At 55.7% G+C, this 21,318-nt stretch carries 22 protein-coding genes and 1 tRNA gene; 5 read left to right on the top strand and 18 right to left on the bottom strand.

Going from position 1 to position 21,318, the window contains the following annotated elements; all coding sequences use genetic code 11:
* Positions 1 to 86: 86 nt before the first annotated feature.
* The gene (locus F3J26_RS01635; protein WP_008459678.1) at positions 87 to 371 is read right to left on the bottom strand and encodes a YfcZ/YiiS family protein; all 285 of its coding nucleotides are present in this window, start codon (positions 369 to 371) and stop codon (positions 87 to 89) included.
* A 377-nt stretch (positions 372 to 748) separates the two neighbouring features.
* Between F3J26_RS01635 and fadL the strand changes: the two genes are divergently transcribed.
* On the top strand, positions 749 to 2,089 hold the full coding sequence (fadL, locus tag F3J26_RS01630; RefSeq protein ID WP_166990856.1) for a long-chain fatty acid transporter FadL: 1,341 nt from the start codon (positions 749 to 751) through the stop codon (positions 2,087 to 2,089).
* 46 nt (positions 2,090 to 2,135) lie between these two features.
* Here the strand turns inward: fadL and F3J26_RS01625 are convergent, their stop codons facing one another.
* The 13 genes from F3J26_RS01625 to ccmA all read right to left on the bottom strand — a co-directional run bounded on the left by F3J26_RS01625 (position 2,136) and on the right by ccmA (position 15,294).
* Positions 2,136 to 4,037, bottom strand: coding sequence for a heavy metal translocating P-type ATPase (locus tag F3J26_RS01625; RefSeq protein WP_166990852.1), 1,902 nt, complete (start codon positions 4,035 to 4,037; stop codon positions 2,136 to 2,138).
* Positions 4,034 to 5,086, bottom strand: a complete 1,053-nt coding sequence (gene hflK, locus F3J26_RS01620; protein ID WP_008459674.1) for a protease modulator HflK — start codon at positions 5,084 to 5,086, stop codon at positions 4,034 to 4,036. Before hflK (F3J26_RS01620) ends, F3J26_RS01625 begins: the two co-directional genes overlap by 4 nt.
* On the bottom strand, positions 5,083 to 6,096 hold the full coding sequence (gene hflC, locus F3J26_RS01615) for a protease modulator HflC (RefSeq protein ID WP_166990849.1): 1,014 nt from the start codon (positions 6,094 to 6,096) through the stop codon (positions 5,083 to 5,085). The genes hflK (F3J26_RS01620) and hflC overlap by 4 nt, the downstream gene beginning before the upstream one ends.
* Positions 6,093 to 8,057, bottom strand: a complete 1,965-nt coding sequence (gene hflK / locus F3J26_RS01610) for a protease modulator HflK (protein WP_166990846.1) — start codon at positions 8,055 to 8,057, stop codon at positions 6,093 to 6,095. Before hflK (F3J26_RS01610) ends, hflC begins: the two co-directional genes overlap by 4 nt.
* A gap of 166 nt (positions 8,058 to 8,223) precedes the next feature.
* Positions 8,224 to 8,982 carry a phospholipid-binding lipoprotein MlaA gene (gene mlaA / locus F3J26_RS01605; RefSeq protein WP_008459669.1) on the bottom strand — a complete coding sequence of 253 codons (759 nt, stop codon included), beginning with the start codon at positions 8,980 to 8,982 and terminating at the stop codon, positions 8,224 to 8,226.
* A 13-nt stretch (positions 8,983 to 8,995) separates the two neighbouring features.
* On the bottom strand, positions 8,996 to 10,060 hold the full coding sequence (locus tag F3J26_RS01600; RefSeq protein ID WP_166992875.1) for a cytochrome c-type biogenesis protein CcmH: 1,065 nt from the start codon (positions 10,058 to 10,060) through the stop codon (positions 8,996 to 8,998).
* An 8-nt stretch (positions 10,061 to 10,068) separates the two neighbouring features.
* Positions 10,069 to 10,626 (bottom strand): DsbE family thiol:disulfide interchange protein, encoded by a 558-nt coding sequence (locus F3J26_RS01595; protein ID WP_166872115.1) that lies wholly within the window; start codon positions 10,624 to 10,626, stop codon positions 10,069 to 10,071.
* Positions 10,623 to 12,578, bottom strand: coding sequence for a heme lyase CcmF/NrfE family subunit (locus F3J26_RS01590; RefSeq protein WP_166990843.1), 1,956 nt, complete (start codon positions 12,576 to 12,578; stop codon positions 10,623 to 10,625). Before F3J26_RS01590 ends, F3J26_RS01595 begins: the two co-directional genes overlap by 4 nt.
* Positions 12,575 to 13,054 carry a cytochrome c maturation protein CcmE gene (gene ccmE / locus F3J26_RS01585; protein ID WP_008459665.1) on the bottom strand — a complete coding sequence of 160 codons (480 nt, stop codon included), beginning with the start codon at positions 13,052 to 13,054 and terminating at the stop codon, positions 12,575 to 12,577. Before ccmE ends, F3J26_RS01590 begins: the two co-directional genes overlap by 4 nt.
* The gene (gene ccmD / locus F3J26_RS01580) at positions 13,055 to 13,267 is read right to left on the bottom strand and encodes a heme exporter protein CcmD (protein ID WP_008459664.1); all 213 of its coding nucleotides are present in this window, start codon (positions 13,265 to 13,267) and stop codon (positions 13,055 to 13,057) included.
* A complete protein-coding gene (locus tag F3J26_RS01575) occupies positions 13,264 to 14,004 on the bottom strand; it encodes a heme ABC transporter permease (protein ID WP_008459663.1) in 741 nt (246 codons plus the stop codon). Before F3J26_RS01575 ends, ccmD begins: the two co-directional genes overlap by 4 nt.
* A 29-nt stretch (positions 14,005 to 14,033) precedes the next feature.
* On the bottom strand, positions 14,034 to 14,693 hold the full coding sequence (gene ccmB / locus F3J26_RS01570) for a heme exporter protein CcmB (protein WP_166990840.1): 660 nt from the start codon (positions 14,691 to 14,693) through the stop codon (positions 14,034 to 14,036).
* A complete protein-coding gene (gene ccmA, locus F3J26_RS01565) occupies positions 14,686 to 15,294 on the bottom strand; it encodes a cytochrome c biogenesis heme-transporting ATPase CcmA (RefSeq protein ID WP_166990837.1) in 609 nt (202 codons plus the stop codon). The genes ccmB and ccmA overlap by 8 nt, the downstream gene beginning before the upstream one ends.
* Before the next feature lie 203 nt (positions 15,295 to 15,497).
* Here ccmA and F3J26_RS01560 point away from each other — a divergent pair, with 203 nt between their 5' ends.
* A complete protein-coding gene (locus F3J26_RS01560; protein ID WP_166990834.1) occupies positions 15,498 to 16,439 on the top strand; it encodes a formate/nitrite transporter family protein in 942 nt (313 codons plus the stop codon).
* Between the two features lie 75 nt (positions 16,440 to 16,514).
* Positions 16,515 to 16,589 (top strand) — tRNA-Arg (locus tag F3J26_RS01555).
* A 70-nt stretch (positions 16,590 to 16,659) separates the two neighbouring features.
* Here F3J26_RS01555 and F3J26_RS01550 read toward each other — a convergent pair.
* The gene (locus F3J26_RS01550; protein WP_166990831.1) at positions 16,660 to 17,091 is read right to left on the bottom strand and encodes a hypothetical protein; all 432 of its coding nucleotides are present in this window, start codon (positions 17,089 to 17,091) and stop codon (positions 16,660 to 16,662) included.
* 129 nt (positions 17,092 to 17,220) lie between these two features.
* Positions 17,221 to 17,502, bottom strand: a complete 282-nt coding sequence (locus tag F3J26_RS01545; RefSeq protein ID WP_166990828.1) for a hypothetical protein — start codon at positions 17,500 to 17,502, stop codon at positions 17,221 to 17,223.
* Positions 17,503 to 18,416: 914 nt separating this feature from the next.
* On the opposite strand from F3J26_RS01545, the gene F3J26_RS01540 reads away from it, so the two are divergent.
* On the top strand, positions 18,417 to 18,743 hold the full coding sequence (locus tag F3J26_RS01540; RefSeq protein ID WP_166990825.1) for a hypothetical protein: 327 nt from the start codon (positions 18,417 to 18,419) through the stop codon (positions 18,741 to 18,743).
* A gap of 155 nt (positions 18,744 to 18,898) precedes the next feature.
* Complete coding sequence (locus F3J26_RS01535; protein ID WP_166862509.1) at positions 18,899 to 19,438, top strand: DUF2058 domain-containing protein; 540 nt, start codon at positions 18,899 to 18,901, stop codon at positions 19,436 to 19,438.
* Positions 19,439 to 19,481: 43 nt separating this feature from the next.
* On the opposite strand, the gene F3J26_RS01530 is transcribed toward F3J26_RS01535, so the two are convergent.
* Both F3J26_RS01530 and F3J26_RS01525 read right to left on the bottom strand, forming a co-directional pair.
* A complete protein-coding gene (locus F3J26_RS01530; RefSeq protein ID WP_166990821.1) occupies positions 19,482 to 19,925 on the bottom strand; it encodes an NUDIX domain-containing protein in 444 nt (147 codons plus the stop codon).
* 261 nt (positions 19,926 to 20,186) lie between these two features.
* Positions 20,187 to 21,236, bottom strand: a complete 1,050-nt coding sequence (locus F3J26_RS01525; protein ID WP_166990818.1) for an NAD(P)/FAD-dependent oxidoreductase — start codon at positions 21,234 to 21,236, stop codon at positions 20,187 to 20,189.
* Positions 21,237 to 21,318 lie beyond the last annotated feature (82 nt).

Genomic DNA, 21,318 nt, shown 5'->3' with positions numbered 1-21,318 from the left:
GCGAGAAAAATGGGAGAAGCGACACGAATTATTACATAACGAAATGAACGCCCCCGCTTTACACGGGGGAATTAGAGAGCGGGAATTTAACGCAGGCCGAGCTGGAAAATCATCGTTTCAGCCTGGCAGCTAAACTGGAAATCGATATCCAGCTGCACGCCGTCGGCGACTTCGGTGTAGCGCGGTGTAATCTGGCAAGGTTCAGACTCAACGTCACGGGCTTTAGCCGTTAACGCAGCCAGCACTTCATCGGCTTCTGTTTTGCTAGTAAATACACGGCTGTAGGAGGCGATGCAATCTGTGTTGTCGATAATAGAACCGACATCAATGCAGCAGCAAACCGGGGTTTCATCGGCGGTATTTTTACTCATCACGCTTTCCTCTGTAATGCGGCTTAAAATAGGAGAATGGTTAAAATAATTGTGGCTATTTTACGCCCGCCGTTGCATCTGCTCCAGTTGATAATCCTCACAAAACCGACAAGTGACGGAAATCACACTTAAAAATGATCTAAAACAAATAACATCCCCGCTTTGATGAGAAGTTCCCCCCAATTTTGCCACTCAGATCCCGTTTTCAAGATCAAACATGAAAAACTTTAGAAACAAACTTGCAACATCCTCGCTGGTCAGACCTATACTCTCGCCACTGGTCTGATTTCTCTGTACCCGATCAGTCCCTACTATTCGCGCTCCTGTTACGGTATGTAACATTGTTTGCATAAAAATAAATCAATGAGGTTTTGGTCATGAGCCAGAAAAACCTGTTTACAAAGTCAGCCCTCGCGGTTGCAGTGGCAATAGTCTCCTCCCAGGCGTACGCCGCCGGCTTTCAATTAAACGAGTTCTCTTCCTCTGGCCTTGGCCGAGCGTATTCGGGGGAAGGTGCAGTTGCGGATAATGCGGGTTCAGCAAGCCGCAACCCCGCTACCATCATGATGTTCGATCGCCCTTCTTTCTCCGCTGGTGCTATCTTCGTTGACCCGGACGTTGATATCTCTGGCCGTTCGCCGTCAGGCAAAAGCCTGGATGCGAAAAACATCGCGCCAACCGCATGGGTCCCTAACCTGCACTTTGTGGCGCCGATCAACGACCAGTTTGGCTGGGGTGCGTCCGTCACCTCCAACTACGGCCTGGCCACCGAGTATAATGACAGCTACGCAGCGGGCTCGATGGGCGGTACCACCGACCTGACGACCCTGAACATGAACCTGAGCGGCGCCTACCGCCTGAACAGCAACTGGAGCTTCGGCCTCGGTTTCGACGCGGTGTATGCTAAAGCGAAGATTGAGCGCTATGCGGGCGATCTGCCACAAATTCTGGCGGCAAATCCAAAAGTTCCAGCAGCTTATAAAGGTCTGCTCGGATCTATCCCTGCAGATACCCAAATCGCCCATCTGAAGGGTGACAAATGGGGCTTCGGCTGGAACGCTGGGATCCTGTATGAAATTGATAAAGACAACCGCTACGGCTTCACCTACCGCTCTGAAGTGAAAATTGACTTCGACGGCGACTATAAGAGCAGCCTGCCACCATCAAGTGCTTTGCCACCGGCACTCTCCGGTATCCTGTCCGCAAACAACATTCCTGTCGGCACGGGCGGCGCGACTATTCCAGGCTCTCTGAACCTGTATCTGCCTGAGATGTGGGAACTGTCCGGTTATAACAAAGTGGCGCCTAAATGGGCCATCCACTATAGCCTGACCTACACCAGCTGGAGCCAGTTCCAGGAGCTGAAAGCGAAAGACAGCAACGGCCAGAAGCTGTTCTATAAAGATGAAGGCTTCCGGGATGCTTACCGCATCGCGCTGGGTACCACCTACTATATGGACGACAACTGGACGTTCCGTACCGGTATCGCGTTCGATGACAGCCCGGTGCCGGCTAACAAGCGTTCTATCTCCATTCCGGACCAGGACCGCCTGTGGCTGAGCGCCGGTACCACCTATGCGTTCAACAAAGACGCGTCTGTGGACGTAGGCGTTTCCTACATGCACGGTCAGAAAGTGAACATTGAAGAGTACCCGTACTCCTTCAAATCTGAAGGTAAAGCCTGGCTGTACGGCGCTAACTTCAACTACGCGTTCTAAGTTACTGCCCCGAAAAGTAAAGCGCCTTCATCAGAAGGCGCTTTTTTTATGCCTGCTCGTTTAGCTTCTCTTCAAACCGCAGTAATCTTCCCGCATTGCCGAGCACCAGCAGCGTGCTGAGATTATGCAACAGCGCAGCGATAACTGCGCCAGAAGCGCCAAGCCAGCCAAAAGCCGCCATCGCGACAATGGCCAGCGTCCAGCCCAGGCCGATAAATACGTTGACCTGCAAAGTCCGGCGGCAGCGGCGGCTCAGGCGCACGCAGGTGCCCAGCCGGCGAAGATCGCTGCCGATCAAGACAATATCCGCCGAAGACATCGCGATGTCGGACCCACCGGCCCCCATTGCCACGCCCACCACGCCAGCCTTTAGTGCCAGCGAATCGTTGATACCATCGCCGATAACCATAGGCCGGTAGCCGCTGTCGATTTGCCGTTTCACCTGCGCCAGCTTGTCCGCGGGCAGCGCCCCGGCCACTACGTCAGCGATCCCCACCTGGTGCGCAATTTTGTCCGCAACCGACTGGCGATCGCCGGTCAGTAAAAGCTGTCGGTTTAGCCCAAGATCGCGCAGCTCGGCCATCGCCGTTGCCGCCTCACTTCGCAGACTATCGGCCAGCAGCAGCCAGCCAAGAAAACGGCCATCCAGCGCCAGCCCGACAATCGGGCCATCGTGCTCAGGGGCTGCAGGTAAGTCGCTCAGAGTGGAGGCTAACAGCTCACGCCTGCCAAGCACCGCTTCTCCCTGCGGTGTAGAGGCGGAAACGCCTAGCCCCTGATGCTCACGCACATTTTCGAGAGGCAGCCAGGCTTCCCGCGAAACAATCTCGCTTACCGCGCGGCTGACCGGGTGATTGCTGGTCGCGCCCAGGCTGGCCGCCAGGGTTTGCAGCAAAGTGGGATCGGTGTCGCCATAAGGCGCCACGGCCTGCAGGTGTAGCCTGCCGTGGGTTAGCGTACCGGTCTTGTCGACCACCACGGCGTTGATCTCCGCCAGCTCCTCAAGAAAGGCCGCGCCGCGAATTAAAATGCCGTGGCGGGCGGCCACCGTCAGCCCGGCAATAGATGATGCCGGGGCGGAAAGCACAAGCGCGCAGGGACAGGCTGCCACCAGGACGGCCAGCATCGCCTGGGCATCCTGCGTCAGGAACCAGGTGCTGGCGGCAATCATCAGCACCAAAAGCAAATAACGCGCCGCGTGGCGCTCGAGCAAACGCGTTATCGGCGGGCTTGCCTGTTCCGCGCTTTGCATCAGGGCGATCACGCGCCCCAGCGTCGAGGTCTCTCCGGTACGCGTAACCCGGATGCGCAGCAGACCATCCAGATTTATCGCCCCGCCAAAAACTTCCGCACCCGGCACAACTTCCTGCGGTACGGACTCCCCGGTAATCGGTGCCGTGTCCAGGCTGGCTTTGCCTTCCAGCACCAGGCCGTCGGCAGGAATATGGTCCCCGGCACGCACTTCAACCACATCGCCAGGTTCGAGATCGTGGTTGTCAATATCCTGTAATTCACCGTCCGCGCTTAAGCGCCGCGCCCGGCTGCGCGTGAGTTTGCTCAGCGCGGCAATAGCTTCCTGCGACCCAATCACGCTGCGCTCTTCGAGAATATGCCCGACGATCATGATCAGCGGCAGCAGCGCGGCGGTCAGAAGATCCCCGGTCGCCCAGGCACCCAGCAATGCCAGCGCGATAAGCTGGTCGGTCAATCCGTGCAGGCTGGGGTAGCGCAGGCTATGCAGCGCGTGACGCAGCACCGGAACAGCCACAACAACCGAGGCTGCGCCCAAAAGTAAATCGCCAACGGCAACCTGCTGAGGCGCCAGCCACCGCCAAAGCAGCCCCAGAATCAGCGCCCCGCTGGCCACCAGCGCCAGCATCAACTGGCGGGTAATATGCCGCTGCTCCTGGCGGGTCAGCGCCCCACCGGCTTGTACAGAAGAAGTCATGGTTTCGTCGCCTCTTGTTGCGCTACACCCTGCAGGATCAAATGCGCATCATCCTGCGGCGACACGGTGATTACCGACCCGGCCTGGGACAGGATCCCGGCTATTCTCTGGCGATAAATACGTCCCAGCAAATCAGGATCGTCATGGTTGCTGGCCAGACGGGCAATTGTCGCCGTGTCCGACTGCGCCTTCGCCACGCTCTCCTGCGCTTTTGCCTGGGCAGTTTGCAGCATCTGGTCGGCCTGTTGAACCGCCTTTTGCCGCGTTAATGAGGCATCGCTTTGCGCCGTCGCGATCGCTTTCGAGGCCTGCTGGCTGGCGGTTAAGACCGCATTGAATGCCGCCACGGTCGTCAGCGGTAAAGCAGACTGCACGGTCACCCGCTCAAGAGTAATCCCCGCATCGCTCCCCGACTGCTGAAGCCGCAGCAAATTCTGTTCGATATTCCGCTGCACGTCGCTCCGCAGCTGTTCGCGCTGCTGAGCCACGTTCATATCGTTGCCGGGCATTTCGGGCCGGGCAACCAGAATGGTATCCAGATCGCGGGAAGCACAAACCGCGACCGCCGCGCGCTCGACCAGCCGGTCCAGCAGCGGCAGGACATGCTTGTCCTGTAACACATAAGCGGTTGGCGTTCTGACCCGATAAAATACGCTAATATCCAGTTGCACAACGCCCGCATCACCGGTGAGCAAGAAACCAGAGCCCGAAACAGCATCATTGCCGGGGCCACCGTTGATATCCAGGCTTTGCGCTTCGGACGAGCGCAGCAGCGCGGTCACCCGGTGTTCAATCACCCGATCCGGTCCCGGCACCATCACTACTTCATTTACCGGCGCGGGCCAGGCAAGCAGCAAGCCAGGCTCGGCCACGCGCTGCTCAGCGCCGAAGCGCAGCACCACGGCCCTGCTGCCCGGCGGAATTTGCCGGACATTCGACAGCAACCACGCCCCGGCGGCAAACAGCGTCAGCACAAAGATCGCGATAAACGCCAGCCGAATCGACTGCGTCCACGGCCCACCGGGCTCAAGTTTTTGCCGTTCAGTCATGGTTTTTTATCCGCCGTTTTATCCATTTGCGGCCCGTCAACCAGCAGGCTGAACGGTTTGGCATCGGTACGCAGCACCAGTCGGGTTTGCGCATTCACCATGCCGCTAAGCGCGTCAATCTGGCGCAACAGGCTATAAAGCTGCGGGGCGCTGGCATAAGCTTTACCGTAAATGGACGCCGTTTGTACCTGGGCCTGGGCTTCGATATCCGCCGCTTTCACTGAGGCCTGAGCTTCGGTGATGCGAGCATCGCGATCGGCGGCGGAACGAATCTCTGCCGCCGCGCGCTTACCTTCCGCCGTGCGCTCAATCGCAATGGTTTCACGCTCTGCTCGCATACGGTCAACCGTGGCGTTGAGCGTCACGGCCGGCAACGTCAGGCGTTCGGTGCCCATCTGCACCAGCCTGATGCCGTAACTTTGCAGCAGCGGCTGGCTGATTTGCTGCTGAAGATGCGATTCAAACTCCGCCAGCTGAACCTGCTTGCCGTCGGTGTTCACCAGTTGAGAAAGCGTGAAGCCGCTGGCGGTGGTTTCCAGCGCTGAGCCTAAGTAGGTGCGAATTTGCCGGGCCGCTTCATCCGGCTGGTTTTGCACCGCCCGCATAAACCGCTGCACGTGTTCAGGCGTGCTGTCCACTTCCCATACCGCGTAGGACTGAACGATGATCCGCAGACCATCGCGCGTGCCGACATCCTGCAGCCCGCTGGACGTCGTCCGCAGGCGCAGATCCACCACCGTTGCCGTTTCAAAAGGGGCAGGCAGGCGCCAGGCAAGCCCCGGCTCCAGCAGCACGCGGACGGGTTTGCCGAAACGGGTGATCACCAGTGATTCACCGGATCTCACCTGCACGAGGCTCGCAGCCGCAAGCAGAATAACGACCAAAACAACGGCGGCGGTAATACGCTTCCAGGCGCCTTTTTTACCCCCTTCCGGGGCGGAAGAGTGGCCATGACTGCAGCCGTGGCCGTGGTGGTGATCATGATGTCCATGAGAGTGGGAATGGCTCACCGGGAAAGCTCCTGTGCGGGTTTAGCGGGCGCGTCACGCCGCGCCGCATCGGTAGAAGTAGGGAAATCACGCAGATCGAGCGTGGGCGGCGAACCGGCACCAATTCGCTGGTCAATGACCAATAATGGGCGGCCGCTGAGGGCCTGCTGAAGCTGTTTAAACCAAAGCTCGTCGATAAAGACCTGCCCTGCCTGCTGGTAAGCATTCTTCTGCGCGGCAAAGCGGATGGCCGTTGCCTGAGCTTCGCTTAGCGCTTCGGTAGCATTAACCTGCGCCGTGTTTTCGCGCACTGCAGCATTGGTCGCGGCAATCGCGGCTTTTTCTGCCGCACTTCCCTGCTCTCTCAGAATCAGCGACTGCGCGGCAATCTGCGCGGCCTGTACACCATGAAAAGCGTCGGCCGCCCCAGCAGGCGGATGAATCGCCTCCACGACGGTAGAAAGGATTTCCACGCCGCTGTGCAGGTTATCCAGTTGCTGCTGCACGGCCTGGTTAATCTGCCCGGCCAGGTCGTCACGCCGCTCGCTCAGGACATCATCCAGCGTTAAAGACGAGAACTGATGTACCAACACCTCATTTGCCGTGCTGCGCACCAGATCAGACAGGTTCACTGCCCGGTAGGTTGCCGCCAGCGCGGCGTTATCAGTCAAGCCAATACGCCACATAAAGCGCACGTCGCTGTTAACGATCTGCAGGCTTTGCCGATCCCCGCTCTGGCTGGCGATGATTTGTGCTTTGTCGAAGTTGTGGGTGGCATCCCAAAGCCTGTCGGCGCTGGCGGGCGCGGGGCCTTCGGCATCGGCGCGTTTTACAGGAGGTTGGCTGGCTGGGTCTTCCCCGGCAGCCAGCTCATGCACCTGCCCATTTTCGGTCAACTGCACCCGACCAAACGGCCAGGGCAGCCCCAGATGCAGCCCCGGCTCAAGCACTGCCACAGAGCGGCCAAAGCGCTCATACACGCCTCGTTCGGTGGCTGAGATTTGCTGCAGCCCGGTCAACAACCAGCCGCAGATCACCATCAGGGTCACCATCGGGATAAACGCGCGCTTCAGGACGCTGAAGGCCCAGACCTGGCGAAGATCGATGCCAAACCGCTGGTGCAGCTCCTGCTGTAAAAATCCGAGCGGGCGCGGCGGCCAGGTTAGCTGGGCGGCAAGCTGGCTTTTGGGGATAAGCCTGGGCTCTGTCGTGCCGTCTCCGGGGGGTGCGAACAGAGAAAACAGCCCGCGCAGCATAAACTCGACGGCAACCAACAGTACCAGTGCAGCGGGCAAGTTTATCGCCAGTGCACTGCTGAGCTGTGGCCAGACAAGTCCCGGTAAACTCAGCACCTGTACCGCCATCACCAGGCGCAGCAGCGGCGCTATCGACCCGGCTTCCGGGGAAGCTTCTTTCGATACCGCACTGAGATGCCGTTCGGCCACCAGCAGCACAAAGACGGATCCTGCCAGGCACGCTACAGCTATCCAGCGGTTATTATTGTCCAGCAGCGGAACGTAGCGGCTACTCCAGCCAGAAAACGCAATATAGAACGCCAGCGCGGCAAGCGCCCCGGACCAGATGCCTTCTGCCTTAAACAAAGCTTCAGCCCGGGCAAAATTTAACGGCACCAGGCCCGTAAGCCAGCTTAAAAGAGGATTCCTGGGCGCTTCTTCCTCCTGAACCGAAGGCTCAATCGGTGGGGAAAACTTAAAGCTTCGCCACTGGCAAATACGCTGCGTCGCGTGCAGCGAAACAACCAATAACAAAAGCGCTGCGGCATTGCTGCAGAGTAAAGCGACCCAGCGGGAAGCTGGCTCCAGAATACTGACCGTCAGCGCCAGCAGGAGCATCATAAACAGCAAGAAGGTTAAGGCGAACACCGCACGCGCGGCGAGTCGGGCCTGCGCGCCGGCCAGCGAATAGCGAGCGGGCAGCGCCTGAGGCAGCAGTTCAGCTTCGGGTAACCGGGTAGGTGGCATGATGTTTTAAGCGTGAGGTGCGCAAGAGTTGCGCAGTATTTTTGGATTGTTATTTTATAACATACCAACACAAAATGCTGGCGAGTAAAGATGTGTCATTTTATGTCAGTGTTATGACAATAAAAAAGCGAACATCAATGTTCGCTTTTTCACATCCAGGTAGCACTTACTGGGAGTCGATATCTTTCAGGTCATCCTGAATCGCGGCCGCGTTCGGGTTCGCCTCTGGCTTAAGCTGGCCGCCGTTAGCCAGGAAGTCATGGCGCTGGAAGTAGGCTTCACGCACGGTGATATAAGGATCGGCTGACTGGCGCAGCAGGCCGTCGGAATCCAGCAACTGGGCGCGCGTTTCGACACCTTCGACCGCCCATTTACCGATGGACATCGGCCAGGTCAGCCAGGAAAGCACCGGATACAGCGTATCGACAAAATCACCGCCGTCTTCGCGCAGCGTGAAGCTGCCATAGCCCGGTAACATCACATAAGGACCGTAGCCTACGTCGTAATGGCCCAGCGTGCTGCCGAAGCGGTGAGGCTCGACGCGCTGAAGTTTAGGGTTAGCCATCCCGGCCACGTCGATGAAGCCCCCCATCCCCAGCAGGGTGTTCAGGAAGAAGCGCGTAAAGTGCACCATCCCCTGGTACGGGTCGCCCTGCACGAAGTAGTTCACCATCGTGGCGGGCTCTTCGAGGTTGCTGGTGAAGTTGCTCAGGCCGTTGCGCGCGGGCACCGGCACATAGTCACGCCACGCTACGGCCACCGGACGTAATACATACGGGTCCAGCACGTTGTAGTTGAAGTTGAACATTGAACGGTTGAACCCTTCGAGCGGGTCCGAACGCCCCTGAGGCTGCTGGCTACCAGAACTGGCACATCCCACTAATACCGTTGTTGCCAGAGCAAGTCCGGTCAGGCGGAAATTCATTAGCGTCTCCCTATTATTGTTTGTCTGCGCTTTCAGTGGTGCCCGGTTCAAGCTGGGCCCTCGCCTGATCGATGCTGCGCTCAATGACGGCGCGGCGCTGGTCGTTTGCCGGTAAAATTTTCAGCATCATGTCCCACGCCCCAATCGCCTCACGGTAGTTCTGGCGCTCAAAAGCATTGAACGCCAGCAGGCTGAGCACGCGAATATTCGTGTGGTCATCTTTTAACATTTCGCGGAGCAGAAGCCCACCAAGCTGGTTATCCTGCGCGTCGGCAGAGCGGGTCAATACTTCAGCATAGCCCAGCTTTACTTCGCCGTTTGTGGGCGCAAGTTTATAGGCGTGAGCAAAAGCCTGTGTCGCCGTTGTGGCGTTATTCAGCACCATGCCAATGCGCCCAAGCATCATCCAGCCTTCAAGATTATCAGGCTGTTGCTGCAATCGCGTGCGTAATCCTAACCCAAGACGCGCCATCTCTTCCATAGTCAGCGGCGCGGCCTGCGGGTCAAGAACACGTTTTAACAACGCTGGCGTCTCGGCCGTCGCCTGCCGCCAGGCCTGCACCTGCGCCAGCCCGGACGTTTTCAGATAACTGCCAGCGCTGACCGCCAGCAGCAGCACGCCCCCCGGCAAAAAGACCCACAGCGAGATTTTCCCTGAGGTTATCCCGCCGTTCAGCGCCGGATTTTCTTCCGTGAGCGAAATCTTTTGCCGCCTGCGGCTGCGCAAGACAATCACCGCCGCACCACCGACAATAAACAGCCCCGGCAACACCCAGAGGATCACCGTGGCTGGCGTCAGCGGCGGCTCATAGGTCACAAAATGGCCGTAACGCTCCACCATATAGTCCACAATCTGTTGCTTGCTTTTGCCCTGCTGCATCAGCTCGTAAACTTTAAGCTTCATGTCTGAGGCAATCATTGCATTGGAATCCGCAATACTGTTGTTCTGGCATTTCGGGCAGCGCAGCGCCTCGGTTAGCTGACGGAACTGCTGCTCCTGCGCTTCATCTTTAAAGGTGAAGGTATCAATGGCCGCCGCCGCATTTAGGCTAAACAGCATCCCGAGCAAAAAGAACATTGCGCGCATCATGAGCCCGCCTCCTGGCTGTATTTCTCCCAAAGCGGCTTCAGCTCCTGCTGCCAGACGCGATCGTTCAGATCGCCCGCGTGGCGGTAGCGGATGATCCCCTTGCCGTCGATCAGGAAGGTTTCCGGCGCGCCGTACACGCCGAGATCCAGCCCCAGCATGCCGTTGCCGTCAAACAGGCTTAGCCTGTACGGGTTACCGAGATCGCGTAGCCAGGTAATCGCTTTATGGCGATCGTCTTTATAGTTCATGCCGACGACGCGGACGCCCTGCGCGGCAAGCCCGTTAAGAAACTTGTGCTCGGCGCGGCAGGTTGGGCACCAGGTCGCCCAGACATTCAGCAGCAGCGGCTTGCCGTCCGCCAGCACTTCCCGCCCCCACTCTTTACCCGGCTCATCGAGCGATTCCAGACGAAACACCGGCACAGGCTTACCAATCAGCGCCGACTCCAGATCCGTGGGCGCTTCGCCCTGGGCATTGCGCGCCAGCTGCCAGAGCAGCAGCGAGGCCAGCAGCAGAAACAGCGCCAGCGGAATAAACAGATAGCGGCGCTTCATGCTGCGGCCTCCGGCTTAACTTTACGGCTGCGATAACGCGGGTCACACAGGCAGCAAAGCCCGCCGAGGGCCATCAGCAGCCCGCCCGCCCAAATCCAGCGCACGAAAGGTTTGTAATACAGGCGTACCGCCCAGCTGCCATCGTCCAGCTCTTCGCCCAGCGCGGCATAAAGGTCACGAGTGAAACCGCCGTCGATGGCCGCCTCGGTCATCATCGCCCGGTTGCTGTTATAGAAACGCTTTTCGGCGTGCAGCGTGGCTTCCGGCTTGCCGTGGCGGGTGACGTCAATCACGCCCACACCGCCGCGGTAGTTAGGGCCGGTGATGTCCCGCACTTCCCGGAACACAAAGTGGTACTGATGAATATCAATGCTGTCGCCGGACTTCATACGCACATCGCGCTCGACGCTGTAGCTCTGGCTAAAGGCGATGCCAACCACCGTCACCGCCAGGCCCAAATGCGCGGAAACCATCCCCCAGTGGCTGGCAGGAATTTTGCGTACCCCATCCCAGAAGCCGTGGCGATGCGTGGCGCGCTGATAAACCTCCATCAGCGCCAGCACAAAGACCCAGATGGCCATCAGCAGGCCGACCACCGTCATCGCCTCTACGCGATCCTGCATCAGCCACGGTAAAAGCAGCGACAGCATCAGCGTGATAACCACCGCCGCCAGCAGATGCTTGCGCAGCTTGCCCGGCTCGTCGCGCCGCCAGCGAACCAGCGGCCCAATGCCGAGCATCAGCGCAAACGGGGCCATCAACGCAGTAAACATCGTATTGAAGAACGGCTCCCCGATGGAAATGCTGCCGAGGCCAAGCTGCTTATGCACCAGCGGCAGCAGCGTGCCCAGCAGAACCACCAGCATGGCGGCAATCAGCAGGACGTTGTTGCCGAGCAGGAAAGACTCGCGCGACCAGAGATCGTTGCTCACGCGGGAGCGGACTTTGCTGCCTTTGACCGCATACAGCAGCAGCGAACCGCCGATAACGACCACCAGGAAAGCCAGAATAAACATGCCGCGCGCCGGATCGGACGCAAAGGAATGCACCGACACTAGCACGCCGGAGCGAACCAGGAACGTCCCCAGCAGGCAAAGCGAGAAGGCGCTTATCGCCAGCAGCACCGTCCAGGCTTTAAAGCTGCCGCGTTTTTCGGTAACGGAAAGCGAGTGGATAAGCGCCGTGCCCGCCAGCCACGGCATAAACGAGGCGTTTTCTACCGGGTCCCAGAACCACCAGCCGCCCCAGCCCAGTTCGTAATAAGCCCACGCCGAACCCAGCACAATCCCCACGGTCAGGAAAGCCCATGCCGCCAGCGTCCACGGGCGAGTCCAGCGCGCCCAGGCGCTGTCCAGCCTGCCGCCCAGCAGCGCCGCAATCGAGAAAGCAAACGCCACAGAAAAACCTACATACCCCATATACAGCAGCGGCGGGTGCAGAATCAGGCCGATGTCCTGTAGCAGCGGGTTTAAATCTCGCCCTTCCAGCGGGTAGTCCGGCAGCGTGCGGATAAACGGATTGGAGGTGAAAATAATAAACAGCAGGAAGCCGAAGTTAATCATGCCCATGACAGCCAGCACGCGGGCGTGATCTTCTTTAGGCATGCTGCGCCCGGTGAGAGCAACGGCAAACGTCCAGCCGCTCATCATCAGCACCCACAGCATCAATGACCCTTCGTGCGCCCCCCAGGTGGCCGCCACGCGATACCAGACCGGCAGCTCGGTATTCGAGTTGTTGGCGACGTAAAGCACGCTGAAGTCGTTCACCACGAAGGCGTTAACCAGTATCAGGAATGATGCGCAAAGGGTGATAAACAGCGCCCAGCTAAACGGCCGCGCGGAGGCCATCAGCCGCTGGTCACCGCGCGCCACGCCCCAGAGTGGATAAACGCTTAATAGCAAAGACCAGCCGAGCGCCAGGCTTAGCAGGAACCCACCGATTTCCGGCATCATGAGGCGTTATCCTTATACACTTCCGGAGCCTGCTGGTGATTTTGCTCCATCGCCGCTTTCACCTCCGGCGGCGTGTAGTTTTCATCGTGTTTCGCCAGCACTTCTTTGGCGTGAATAAGCGTGGCACCTTCCATCACGCCCTGGGCAACCACGCCCTGCCCCTCGCGGAACAAATCCGGCAGAATGCCCTCGTAGGTCACGTCCACCACACCGCGCGCGTCATACAGCTTGAAGCTGACCTTCAGGCTTTGGCTGTCGCGCTTCACGCTGCCCGGCATCACCATGCCGCCGATCCTCAGGCGCTGCCCGGTTTCCGGCATTAAATGACTTTCGCCTTTGCCGTAGATAATTTCGCCGGGGGTATAAAACAGGTCGATATTGCTGCGTAGGGCGTACAGCACGAGCGTTATTGTCAGCCCAAGACCGGCCAGCACCGCCACGGCCAGATAAAGCCGGTTTTTACGACGCGGATTCACTTAAACTTCCTCCTGGCGCTGACGAGCGACACGAATACGCTGCTCTCTGGCCTGCTGGCGCGCCACCGCCCGCAGAATGGCGCGGTGCTGGTAGCGGGTATGAAAAATCAGCCCAAGCAGCGGCAGAAGCGTAAAAGCCACCGCCAGCCAGACGTAAAAGGCGTAGCCGCCCATGGCGAAAAACTCGCCCCAGTGTGTGAACGCCCACGTCATGATTTTGCTCCTTTGCCGTTAGCAAGCGCTAACACCCACGGACGGCGGCTTTCCTGTAACAGCAGCAGGTTACGAAGGCGCATCAGGGTGAGCGTGATAAACAGCGCGAGGAAGCCGAAGATAGTCCAGCGCAGCGGCGTACGCATGGAAGGGTCGATGGACTGCTGCATATTGGTCGAGCCCTGATGCAGCGTGTTCCACCACTCCACCGAGAAGTGAATAATCGGCAGGTTCACCACGCCGACCAGCACCAGAATCCCGGCGGCACGGCCCGCAAGACGGCGATCGTCAAACGCGCTGTACAGTGCGATGGCTCCCACGTAGAGGAACAGCAGCACCAGTTCGGAGGTCAGCCTCGCGTCCCAAATCCACCATGTGCCCCACATTGGCTTCCCCCAGGCGGAGCCGGTGACCAGGGCGATAAAGGTAAATGCCGCCCCGATGGGGGCCATCGCCATCACCGCCAGATCGGCGGTTTTTATCTGCCACACCAGGCCAATAAAGGCGGCAATCGCCATGCTGGCGTAAATGCCCATCGACCACATCGCCGCCGGGACGTGAAGGTACATGATCCGGTAGCTTTGCCCCTGTTGGTAGTCCGCCGGGGCAATACCAAAGCCCCAGACGCAGCCGACCACCAGCAATACCGCGCTGAGGATAGCCAGCCAGGGCAGCAGGCGGCCACAAAAGTGGTAGAGCCGCTCGGGTTTAGCCAGCTGATGTAATGTTTTCCACATAGGTTTTGCTCACAAAACAAAAAATAAAGTTATGCAACGCTTACCCGCAGCGCCGCCGCCGTAGCGAACGGGCTTAGCGTGGCGCTGCCGGCCAGCAGCGCGCCAAGAATTGCCATATAGCCCTCCACCGGCAGATGCATCGAGGCGGCATCCATCGCGGCGGTGGCAAAAATTAAGAGCGGGATAGTCAGCGGCAACACCAGCAGGCTGAGCAGCACCCCGCCCCGCTTCAGACCAACCGTTAACCCCACGCCGGGCGCGCCGAGAAAGCTCAGCGTCGGCGTCCCCAGCAGCAACGTGGTGGCCATCACCTGCCAGCCATAAAAATCCAGCCCGAGCAGCAGGGCCGCCAGCGGTGAAAGCAATAACAACGGCAGCCCGGTCACCACCCAGTGAGCGGTCACTTTCGCCAGCACCACCAGCGGCAAAGGCACCGGCAGCAGCATCAACTGTTCCAGCGAGCCGTCCTGAAAGTCATCCCGGAACAGCCTGTCCATCGCCATTAAAGAGGCCAGCAGAGCCGCCACCCAGATAACCCCCGGCGCAATGCGCGCCAGGAGCTGCGGCTCCGGGCCAATGCCGAGCGGAAACAGGGTTATCACAATCAGGAAGAACCACAGCGGGTTGGCGATTTCAGCCCCGCGACGAAACACGACCTGCAGTTCGCGCCAGAAAATGCGCCTAATCATAAACAGCTTCCTGCAAATGAATCTGCCGTATAGCGCAACTTAGTGGCTGATGGCTGGTGAGAATTACTATCCCGCCAGCTTCGGCGTGCTGCTGCAGGCGCCGGGTCAAGCGCTCAATGCCGGCGGCGTCCAGGGCGGTAAACGGTTCATCCAGAAGCCAAAGCTTTGCCGTGGAAAGCCACAGACGAGCGAGCGCGGCGCGGCGCTGCTGCCCGGCGGAAAGCTGGTTGACGGATAAATCTTCGAAGCCGAGCAGCCCGGTTTGCTCGAGCGCAGCCCACAGCTGTTCTTCAGCTAAATCGGCATGAAAAAAGGTGAGATTTTCAAAAGGGGTGAGAACGGATTTGATCCCCGGCTGATGGCCAATCCACAACAGGTCACCGTGGAAATTATCGCGTTGGCGGCGAAGTGGCTGATTTTGCCAGAAGACTTCGCCCTCATCGGCCTGCGCCAGTCCGGCCAGAATACGTAAAAGCGTGGTTTTCCCCGCGCCGTTTTTGCCCGCCACCTGCACCATTTCTCCCGGCTCAACGCTAAACGACAGCGCGTTGAACAGCGTGCGATCGTCACGCTGGCAGGTCAGTTGTCGGGCTTCTAGCATCAGGAGGCGCTCCTTGTCTCGGGTGACGCTAAGCATATCATATCGCCCTGTTTTCTTCAGGTTACCCCCGACGCCTTCGGCTACTCCATTAGGGTTAATTGGCTTATTCAGATCAAATCTTGGGCGATTATTCCCATTCGTCAAAAACGTGGGATAAAAACCGCTACGCTTAAGTGAACATTTTCCGACCTGGAACCGCCCTGATGGACAAGATCGAGCCCGGTGAAATAGCTAAGAACGATGAGCTGGCAGTGGACAGCGATGAGAAATTGAGCGGCAAGAGAATAGAAGTGGACGAGGATCGCCTGCCCTCCGGCGCGATGGCGATTCACGAGCACATTCGCCAGGACGGGCAAAAAGAGCTGGAGCGCGACGGCATGGCGCTGTTCTGGTCTGCCGTGGCGGCGGGTTTGTCGATGGGCGCCTCGCTGCTGGCGAAAGGGATTTTTCACGTTAACCTGGTCGGCGTGCCCGGCAATTTTCTGCTGGAAAATCTTGGCTACACCTTTGGTTTTATCATCGTCATTATGGCGCGCCAGCAGCTGTTTACTGAAAACACCGTCACCGCCGTGCTGCCGGTGATGCAGCACCCGACCACCAGCAATTTGGGGCTGCTGATGCGGCTGTGGGGCATTGTGCTGTTCGGGAATATCGTCGGCACCGCGATGGCGGCGCTGGCCTTTGAATTTATGCCGATATTCGACGAAGCCACTCGCAAAGCCTTCGACGATATCGGCATGAAGGTGATGGCAAACCCGCCCGGTGAGATGTTCGCCAATGCCATTATCTCCGGCTGGATCATCGCCACCATGGTGTGGATGTTCCCTGCCGCGGGTTCGGCAAAAATCTTTGTTATCGTGCTGATGACGTGGCTGGTTGCGCTGGGTGATTTAACCCATATCGTGGTCGGCTCGGTCGAAATTCTTTATCTGGTGTTCAACGGCACGCTGCACTGGAGCGAGTTCTTCTGGCCGTTTGCCCTGCCCACCTTAGCCGGAAACATTTGTGGCGGAACGTTCATTTTCGCGCTGATCAGCCACGCACAGATCCGCAATGATATGAGCAATAAGAAGAAGGCCGAGGCGAAGCGGAAGCAGGAGGAAATGAGCCGAAACTCAGCGAAGAGCGGAAAATGTGACGGGTAAATTGTTCATCTTCCAGGCAAACGGACCGCCAACCTCTTAACCTGCCTCGAAAAGCGGGTATACTACGCCCGCCGCGTTCCCTTAGTTAAATGGATATAACGAGCCCCTCCTAAGGGCTAGTTGCAGGTTCGATTCCTGCAGGGAACGCCATTTTGATACTCCTCGACGCATACCTCCACAGTCTTCCCTAAAAGATAATCTTGGAGCAATAGTTAGAATACTAAAGGCCCAGCAGTTCCCACCTGTCCATCCAATCAGCAATACGTTTTTTTGAAATGGCATGGTGAGTTGACTCGTCGTTTAGTGGACGACGTCCCCCATGCTTTTCCATAAATAAAGCATGGGCCTTATAAATATCATTTCTAATCCAGAATAACGGCGTCACATAGAAAGAATTTGGCTCTCGCTCAAGATCTATAAATACCCAGAACTCGTTGTCACTTTTGTCAATGGTGCATATGGAACCATAGTTAATTGATGTCTGCCATGTCCCTGATGTTTTCGCTCTAGTTGTCACTTTATATACATTCCCGTTCGGGGAAATGAATTCAATGAATGTTCTATTTCCTTGTTTACTGATGATTGAATTTCTTGCGCCAAGGTTAGTTATTTTTTCTAAAACATTTAACAGCCCTATCGTCGCTGTATTCATACCTATCTCCAATTACATTTAAACGCCCTCAAAAAAATATATTTTTAAATACCATTCAAAAAAAGAAAAAATTAGAATCAATATAAAAAGAGAACCTTTACATACAAAGACTCTCATGTGAATAATTGATTAGTAATTACTCCATTTCTCTTCAAGCCAAGAAGTAACATTTTTATGACTTCTTATTTCACCAGGCAATTTATTTCTAATTAACTTTTCAACCTTCAATCCAGATTCTTTATCTTTAAAGGAATGTTTTTCTGAAAATTTATTTATGAAATAAAGCATTTCATAACCTTCATGTCTATTAAGCAAGACACTATCAGGTTTACCTGTTTTTTTGGGATCGTCATCACCCAATACAGTCCAACTGTAGTTGTATTTCAGATCCGCTTTTGTTAAAAGTCCCATCAGTTCCTCTCTTTTTTATAGCTATAAACAGTGTGTCAATTAAAAAAACAGAAACATCATTTATCTTTTATATCATTAAAAACCAACCCGCACTCACTACTAGAAATAGTAGTTTCCCATATCTTAAATTGTAAAAAAACCATCAATTAACGACCTCATTCACGGACAGAATATAAAAATAGAAAAATCATAACATTACATCAATTATAAAAATAAATAACAGCCTTACATAAAATTATAACCACAGTGACGCATATCACATTGCTCATTGTTCTCAGGTGGTTCTAAAAAATTCAAATAACCATATAAAACAATCGTCATCCAGAGATGAATGAACCCTATAATTTTTTCATATTCATAAAATTAGGCGTGCTGAATTGGCATAAAAGTACAAAGAATATAGAACCTAAAGGCACCTATTAAAGTTATGTTTCATGGAAATGCCCCCCTTCACCAACGCAGTAGACTCTCTTAGAGACCTACTTATTCCATCTACAACACTCGATGGCCAAGGTTAGCTACATAGGAGCACACGTATCAGCAGTTATAACCAGATAAAACCAACTAAAAAATGCAACGAACTTCACTCTTTTCAATTTTCCTCGAAGCATCTCGCAATTAGGTAAACCCACAAAACATGGTTATTGATCCAGTGGTTTGGGTGGGGGATAATTGCTTCACATCCACAAAATTGGATGTTCCAGATTGGCGTCTGGCTTATTTAGAACGATAATACCCCGCCCACAGATAGCTGTGGGGGATCAGCATATTTCCACAATGGTGAGCTGATCGTGGAGTCCTTCGGGACGCCGGGTTCGTTCTTCACCGGTACGCCAATCTGCGATCAGTTCACCACCATTGGGTTGGCGTCTTTTGGTGGTGAGTAAAAATCCTCATTGAAGAACGGAAATATCATGGAAAATCACACCTCCCAAACAACCGTTACTGCTGTTAACTCCCTTAGCGATCTGCTTGTTTCGCCTTCCACATTAGACAACCACGCTTCTATGCAGGCAATCTGGTGGCTGCGCAAACACATTGATGGTTTGCTGTTTGGTTTAGAGTTTGTGGGTAACAGAGTGTTTGACTTGAGCGAAACTGAAGAGCATCCACTCACTCAGGAAGATGCCTTCAATGTCGGGCTGTTTGTTGAGAACACGGCTCAGGTGACTCAGGTACTGACCCAGTATCTATTCGAGTTCTACCTTAACAAATCGCTGGTAGCAGAAGAAAAGCACTAATGTCTTTCGGCGGGTGAATCACCCGCCTCTCTATTGCAACCTAAGCGATTTTTGGTGCTTTTTAACCACACCTAACCTTGCAACAGGTTACCTGGCACTGTTCAAGCGGTTAAGGATATAATCCCTTCAACGATCTCTCAGCCGTCGAAAAGAACATGACAAAACTTACGTTACAAGAGCAGATGCTCAAAGCAGGCCTGGTCAGCAGCAAAAAAGTGGCTAAAGTGCAGCGCACCGCGAAGAAATCACGCGTGCAGGCTCGTGAAGCTCGTGAAGCCGTGGAAGCCAACAAACAGGCTCAGGTTGAGCGCGATAAAGAACTCAGCGAACAGCAAAAGCAGGCCACTTTAGCCAAAGAATATAAAGCGCAGATCAAGCAGCTGATCGAAATGAACCGCATTGTTATTTCGAAGGGTGATATCGGCTATAACTTCACGGACAATAACTTAATTAAAAAAGTCTACGTCGATAAGGTAACCCAGACTCAGTTGATTAAAGGCCGCCTGGCCATCGCCCGCCTGATTTCAGATAAAAATCCCGAAGGTGAATACGCCATTATTCCCGCAGGCGTTGCCGATAAAATTAAACAGCGCGATGCCAGTTTTATTGTGCTGAGCAGCGACCTGGCGCCAGAAGACAAAGACGAAGACGATCCGTATGCGGACTTCGTGGTGCCTGATGATTTGATGTGGTAACGATTCATTGCGTTAAGTCGGCCTGGTTTTCTGGGCCGCCTGGTTAACTTTTTTCAATCATATTGAGGATCAAATCAAGCGGGAAGATGATTTCACTGGTCTGCCTGAGTTCTTCCGTTGTCCACCAGCGGTGCTCCCGAATGACTTTCTTTTCGTTGTCAGTCCACCTCGCACGGTCAATATCTGATTTATCCACATGAAGGGTAAAGAAACGCTCTGCCGCAAGAACCGTTTCACCGCTGGGCAGCATCATTTCGAAGTTTCTGGCTGCTACCTGCTGCCCTGCCGTGATTCTTGTTAACCCCGTTTCCTCAAAGAGTTCTCGCAAAGCGGCCTGTTCATATGATTCACCGTGTTCAAGTCCTCCGCCCGGCGTTGCCCAGTATGATTTTCCACGCAAAGCATCCTCTGTATGGCAGAAATTAAACAGCAAGACATGATTTTCTGGGGAAATAACTATCCAGCGAGAGGATGGTCGAATACGCACAAAACCCCCTGATACAGGTTATTCATCATTATTTGAAAGTGGACTTAGAATCGTGCATAGATTTACGGCAATATAATATCAGAAATGAGGAAGTTAGCCGGAAATCATCCCGCTCCCCCCGCCCTTACATATTTTTTATATCCAGTGATTTTACTGTTACGGCGGTCTGCTGACTGAATACCTCTTTCTGCATAAAGCGGGGGAAAGCACTGCCGGACGGAATCAAAGAGGCAGATCCGCACCCGGTCGTTTTAAAATTGACTACAAAACCTTATGGTTGAAGCGAGCAGGACGATAGCTTGCAGGAATCTCTTCGCGCCTGCCGTCGCGTATTTCTTCAGCAACCAGTCGTCCTATTGTCGCCGCGCAAGTCACCGCCGGATGCATAACAGCGACATACACTCCCCGGCTCTCGTCAGTAAAACCAAGCACTGGATTCCCATCCTGAGGCACAGGGCGCTCTCCCACCGAGTAATGCATCAAAGAGGCCGATTCTGCCCCCCGGAGATGCTTTCTGACTGAGGCCTGAGCGGCGCTCACGGTTTCTGTCACCAGGCCGCTTTCCGGATAATCCTCGGCGGCCAGGAGATCTCCGTTGTGGGCATGCCTGACTTCTATCTCGTCCCCGGCGATTAGCGTGTTGACTACCCGTTGAGGGACGGCAAACCGCAGCAATATAGCGGGGGATGTCAGAACGGGGACGGGAATTCCCACCCGCTGAGCCAGCGTGGGAATACCCGCTCCACAGGCCAGCACCACACAATCTGCCTCCCATTGTCCCTGACTGGTCTGAACGCCTGTGACTTTACCTTCGGTGGTGCAGATAGCCGTCACGGTCGTTTGCTTGTGCAGGACGACGCCCATCCTACAGGCATGTTCCAGTATGGCACGCGTCGCCTCGGCGGCATCCACGGTTCCGTCTTTTGCTGCATAGCGGGCTTCCGGGGGAGGACATACCATCGCAGGTTCAAGGCTGGCTATTTCAGACCTGTCGACCAGGCGTTCGCCCGGTAAGCAGGCCTGAGGGGCTGAGTCGTATTTCAACGAACCACTCCAGCTAATCTGCAGGTCAGGAATTTGGGCCTGCAGTCTGCGCCAGTCGGCAAATGCGGCTCGCCGGAGAAACACATCCGCCGCATCATCACTGACCGCACCGGTCAGCCAGCCAAACGCGCTGCCTGTCGCCCCGGAGGCAGGCTCATTTTGTTCAATCAGAGTGACGTCAAATTCAAGACGGGCCAAATGCCATGCGATTGAAGTCCCGACGATCCCGGCTCCCACTACAACTATTCTTTTTTTGCTTCTGACCAAGCCGGCCTTCTCCTGGGGGTAAGTAATTCAGGCCATGATGCGAAATTTAGGGGGTACGGGCAAGCTACCAGAATTGCGGCCC

Origin of the sequence: Enterobacter sp. Ap-867, assembly GCF_011752855.1 — a bacterium.
Taxonomy (GTDB): Bacteria; Pseudomonadota; Gammaproteobacteria; order Enterobacterales; family Enterobacteriaceae; genus Cedecea.
This window is presented reverse-complemented; position numbering and strand designations above follow the sequence as displayed.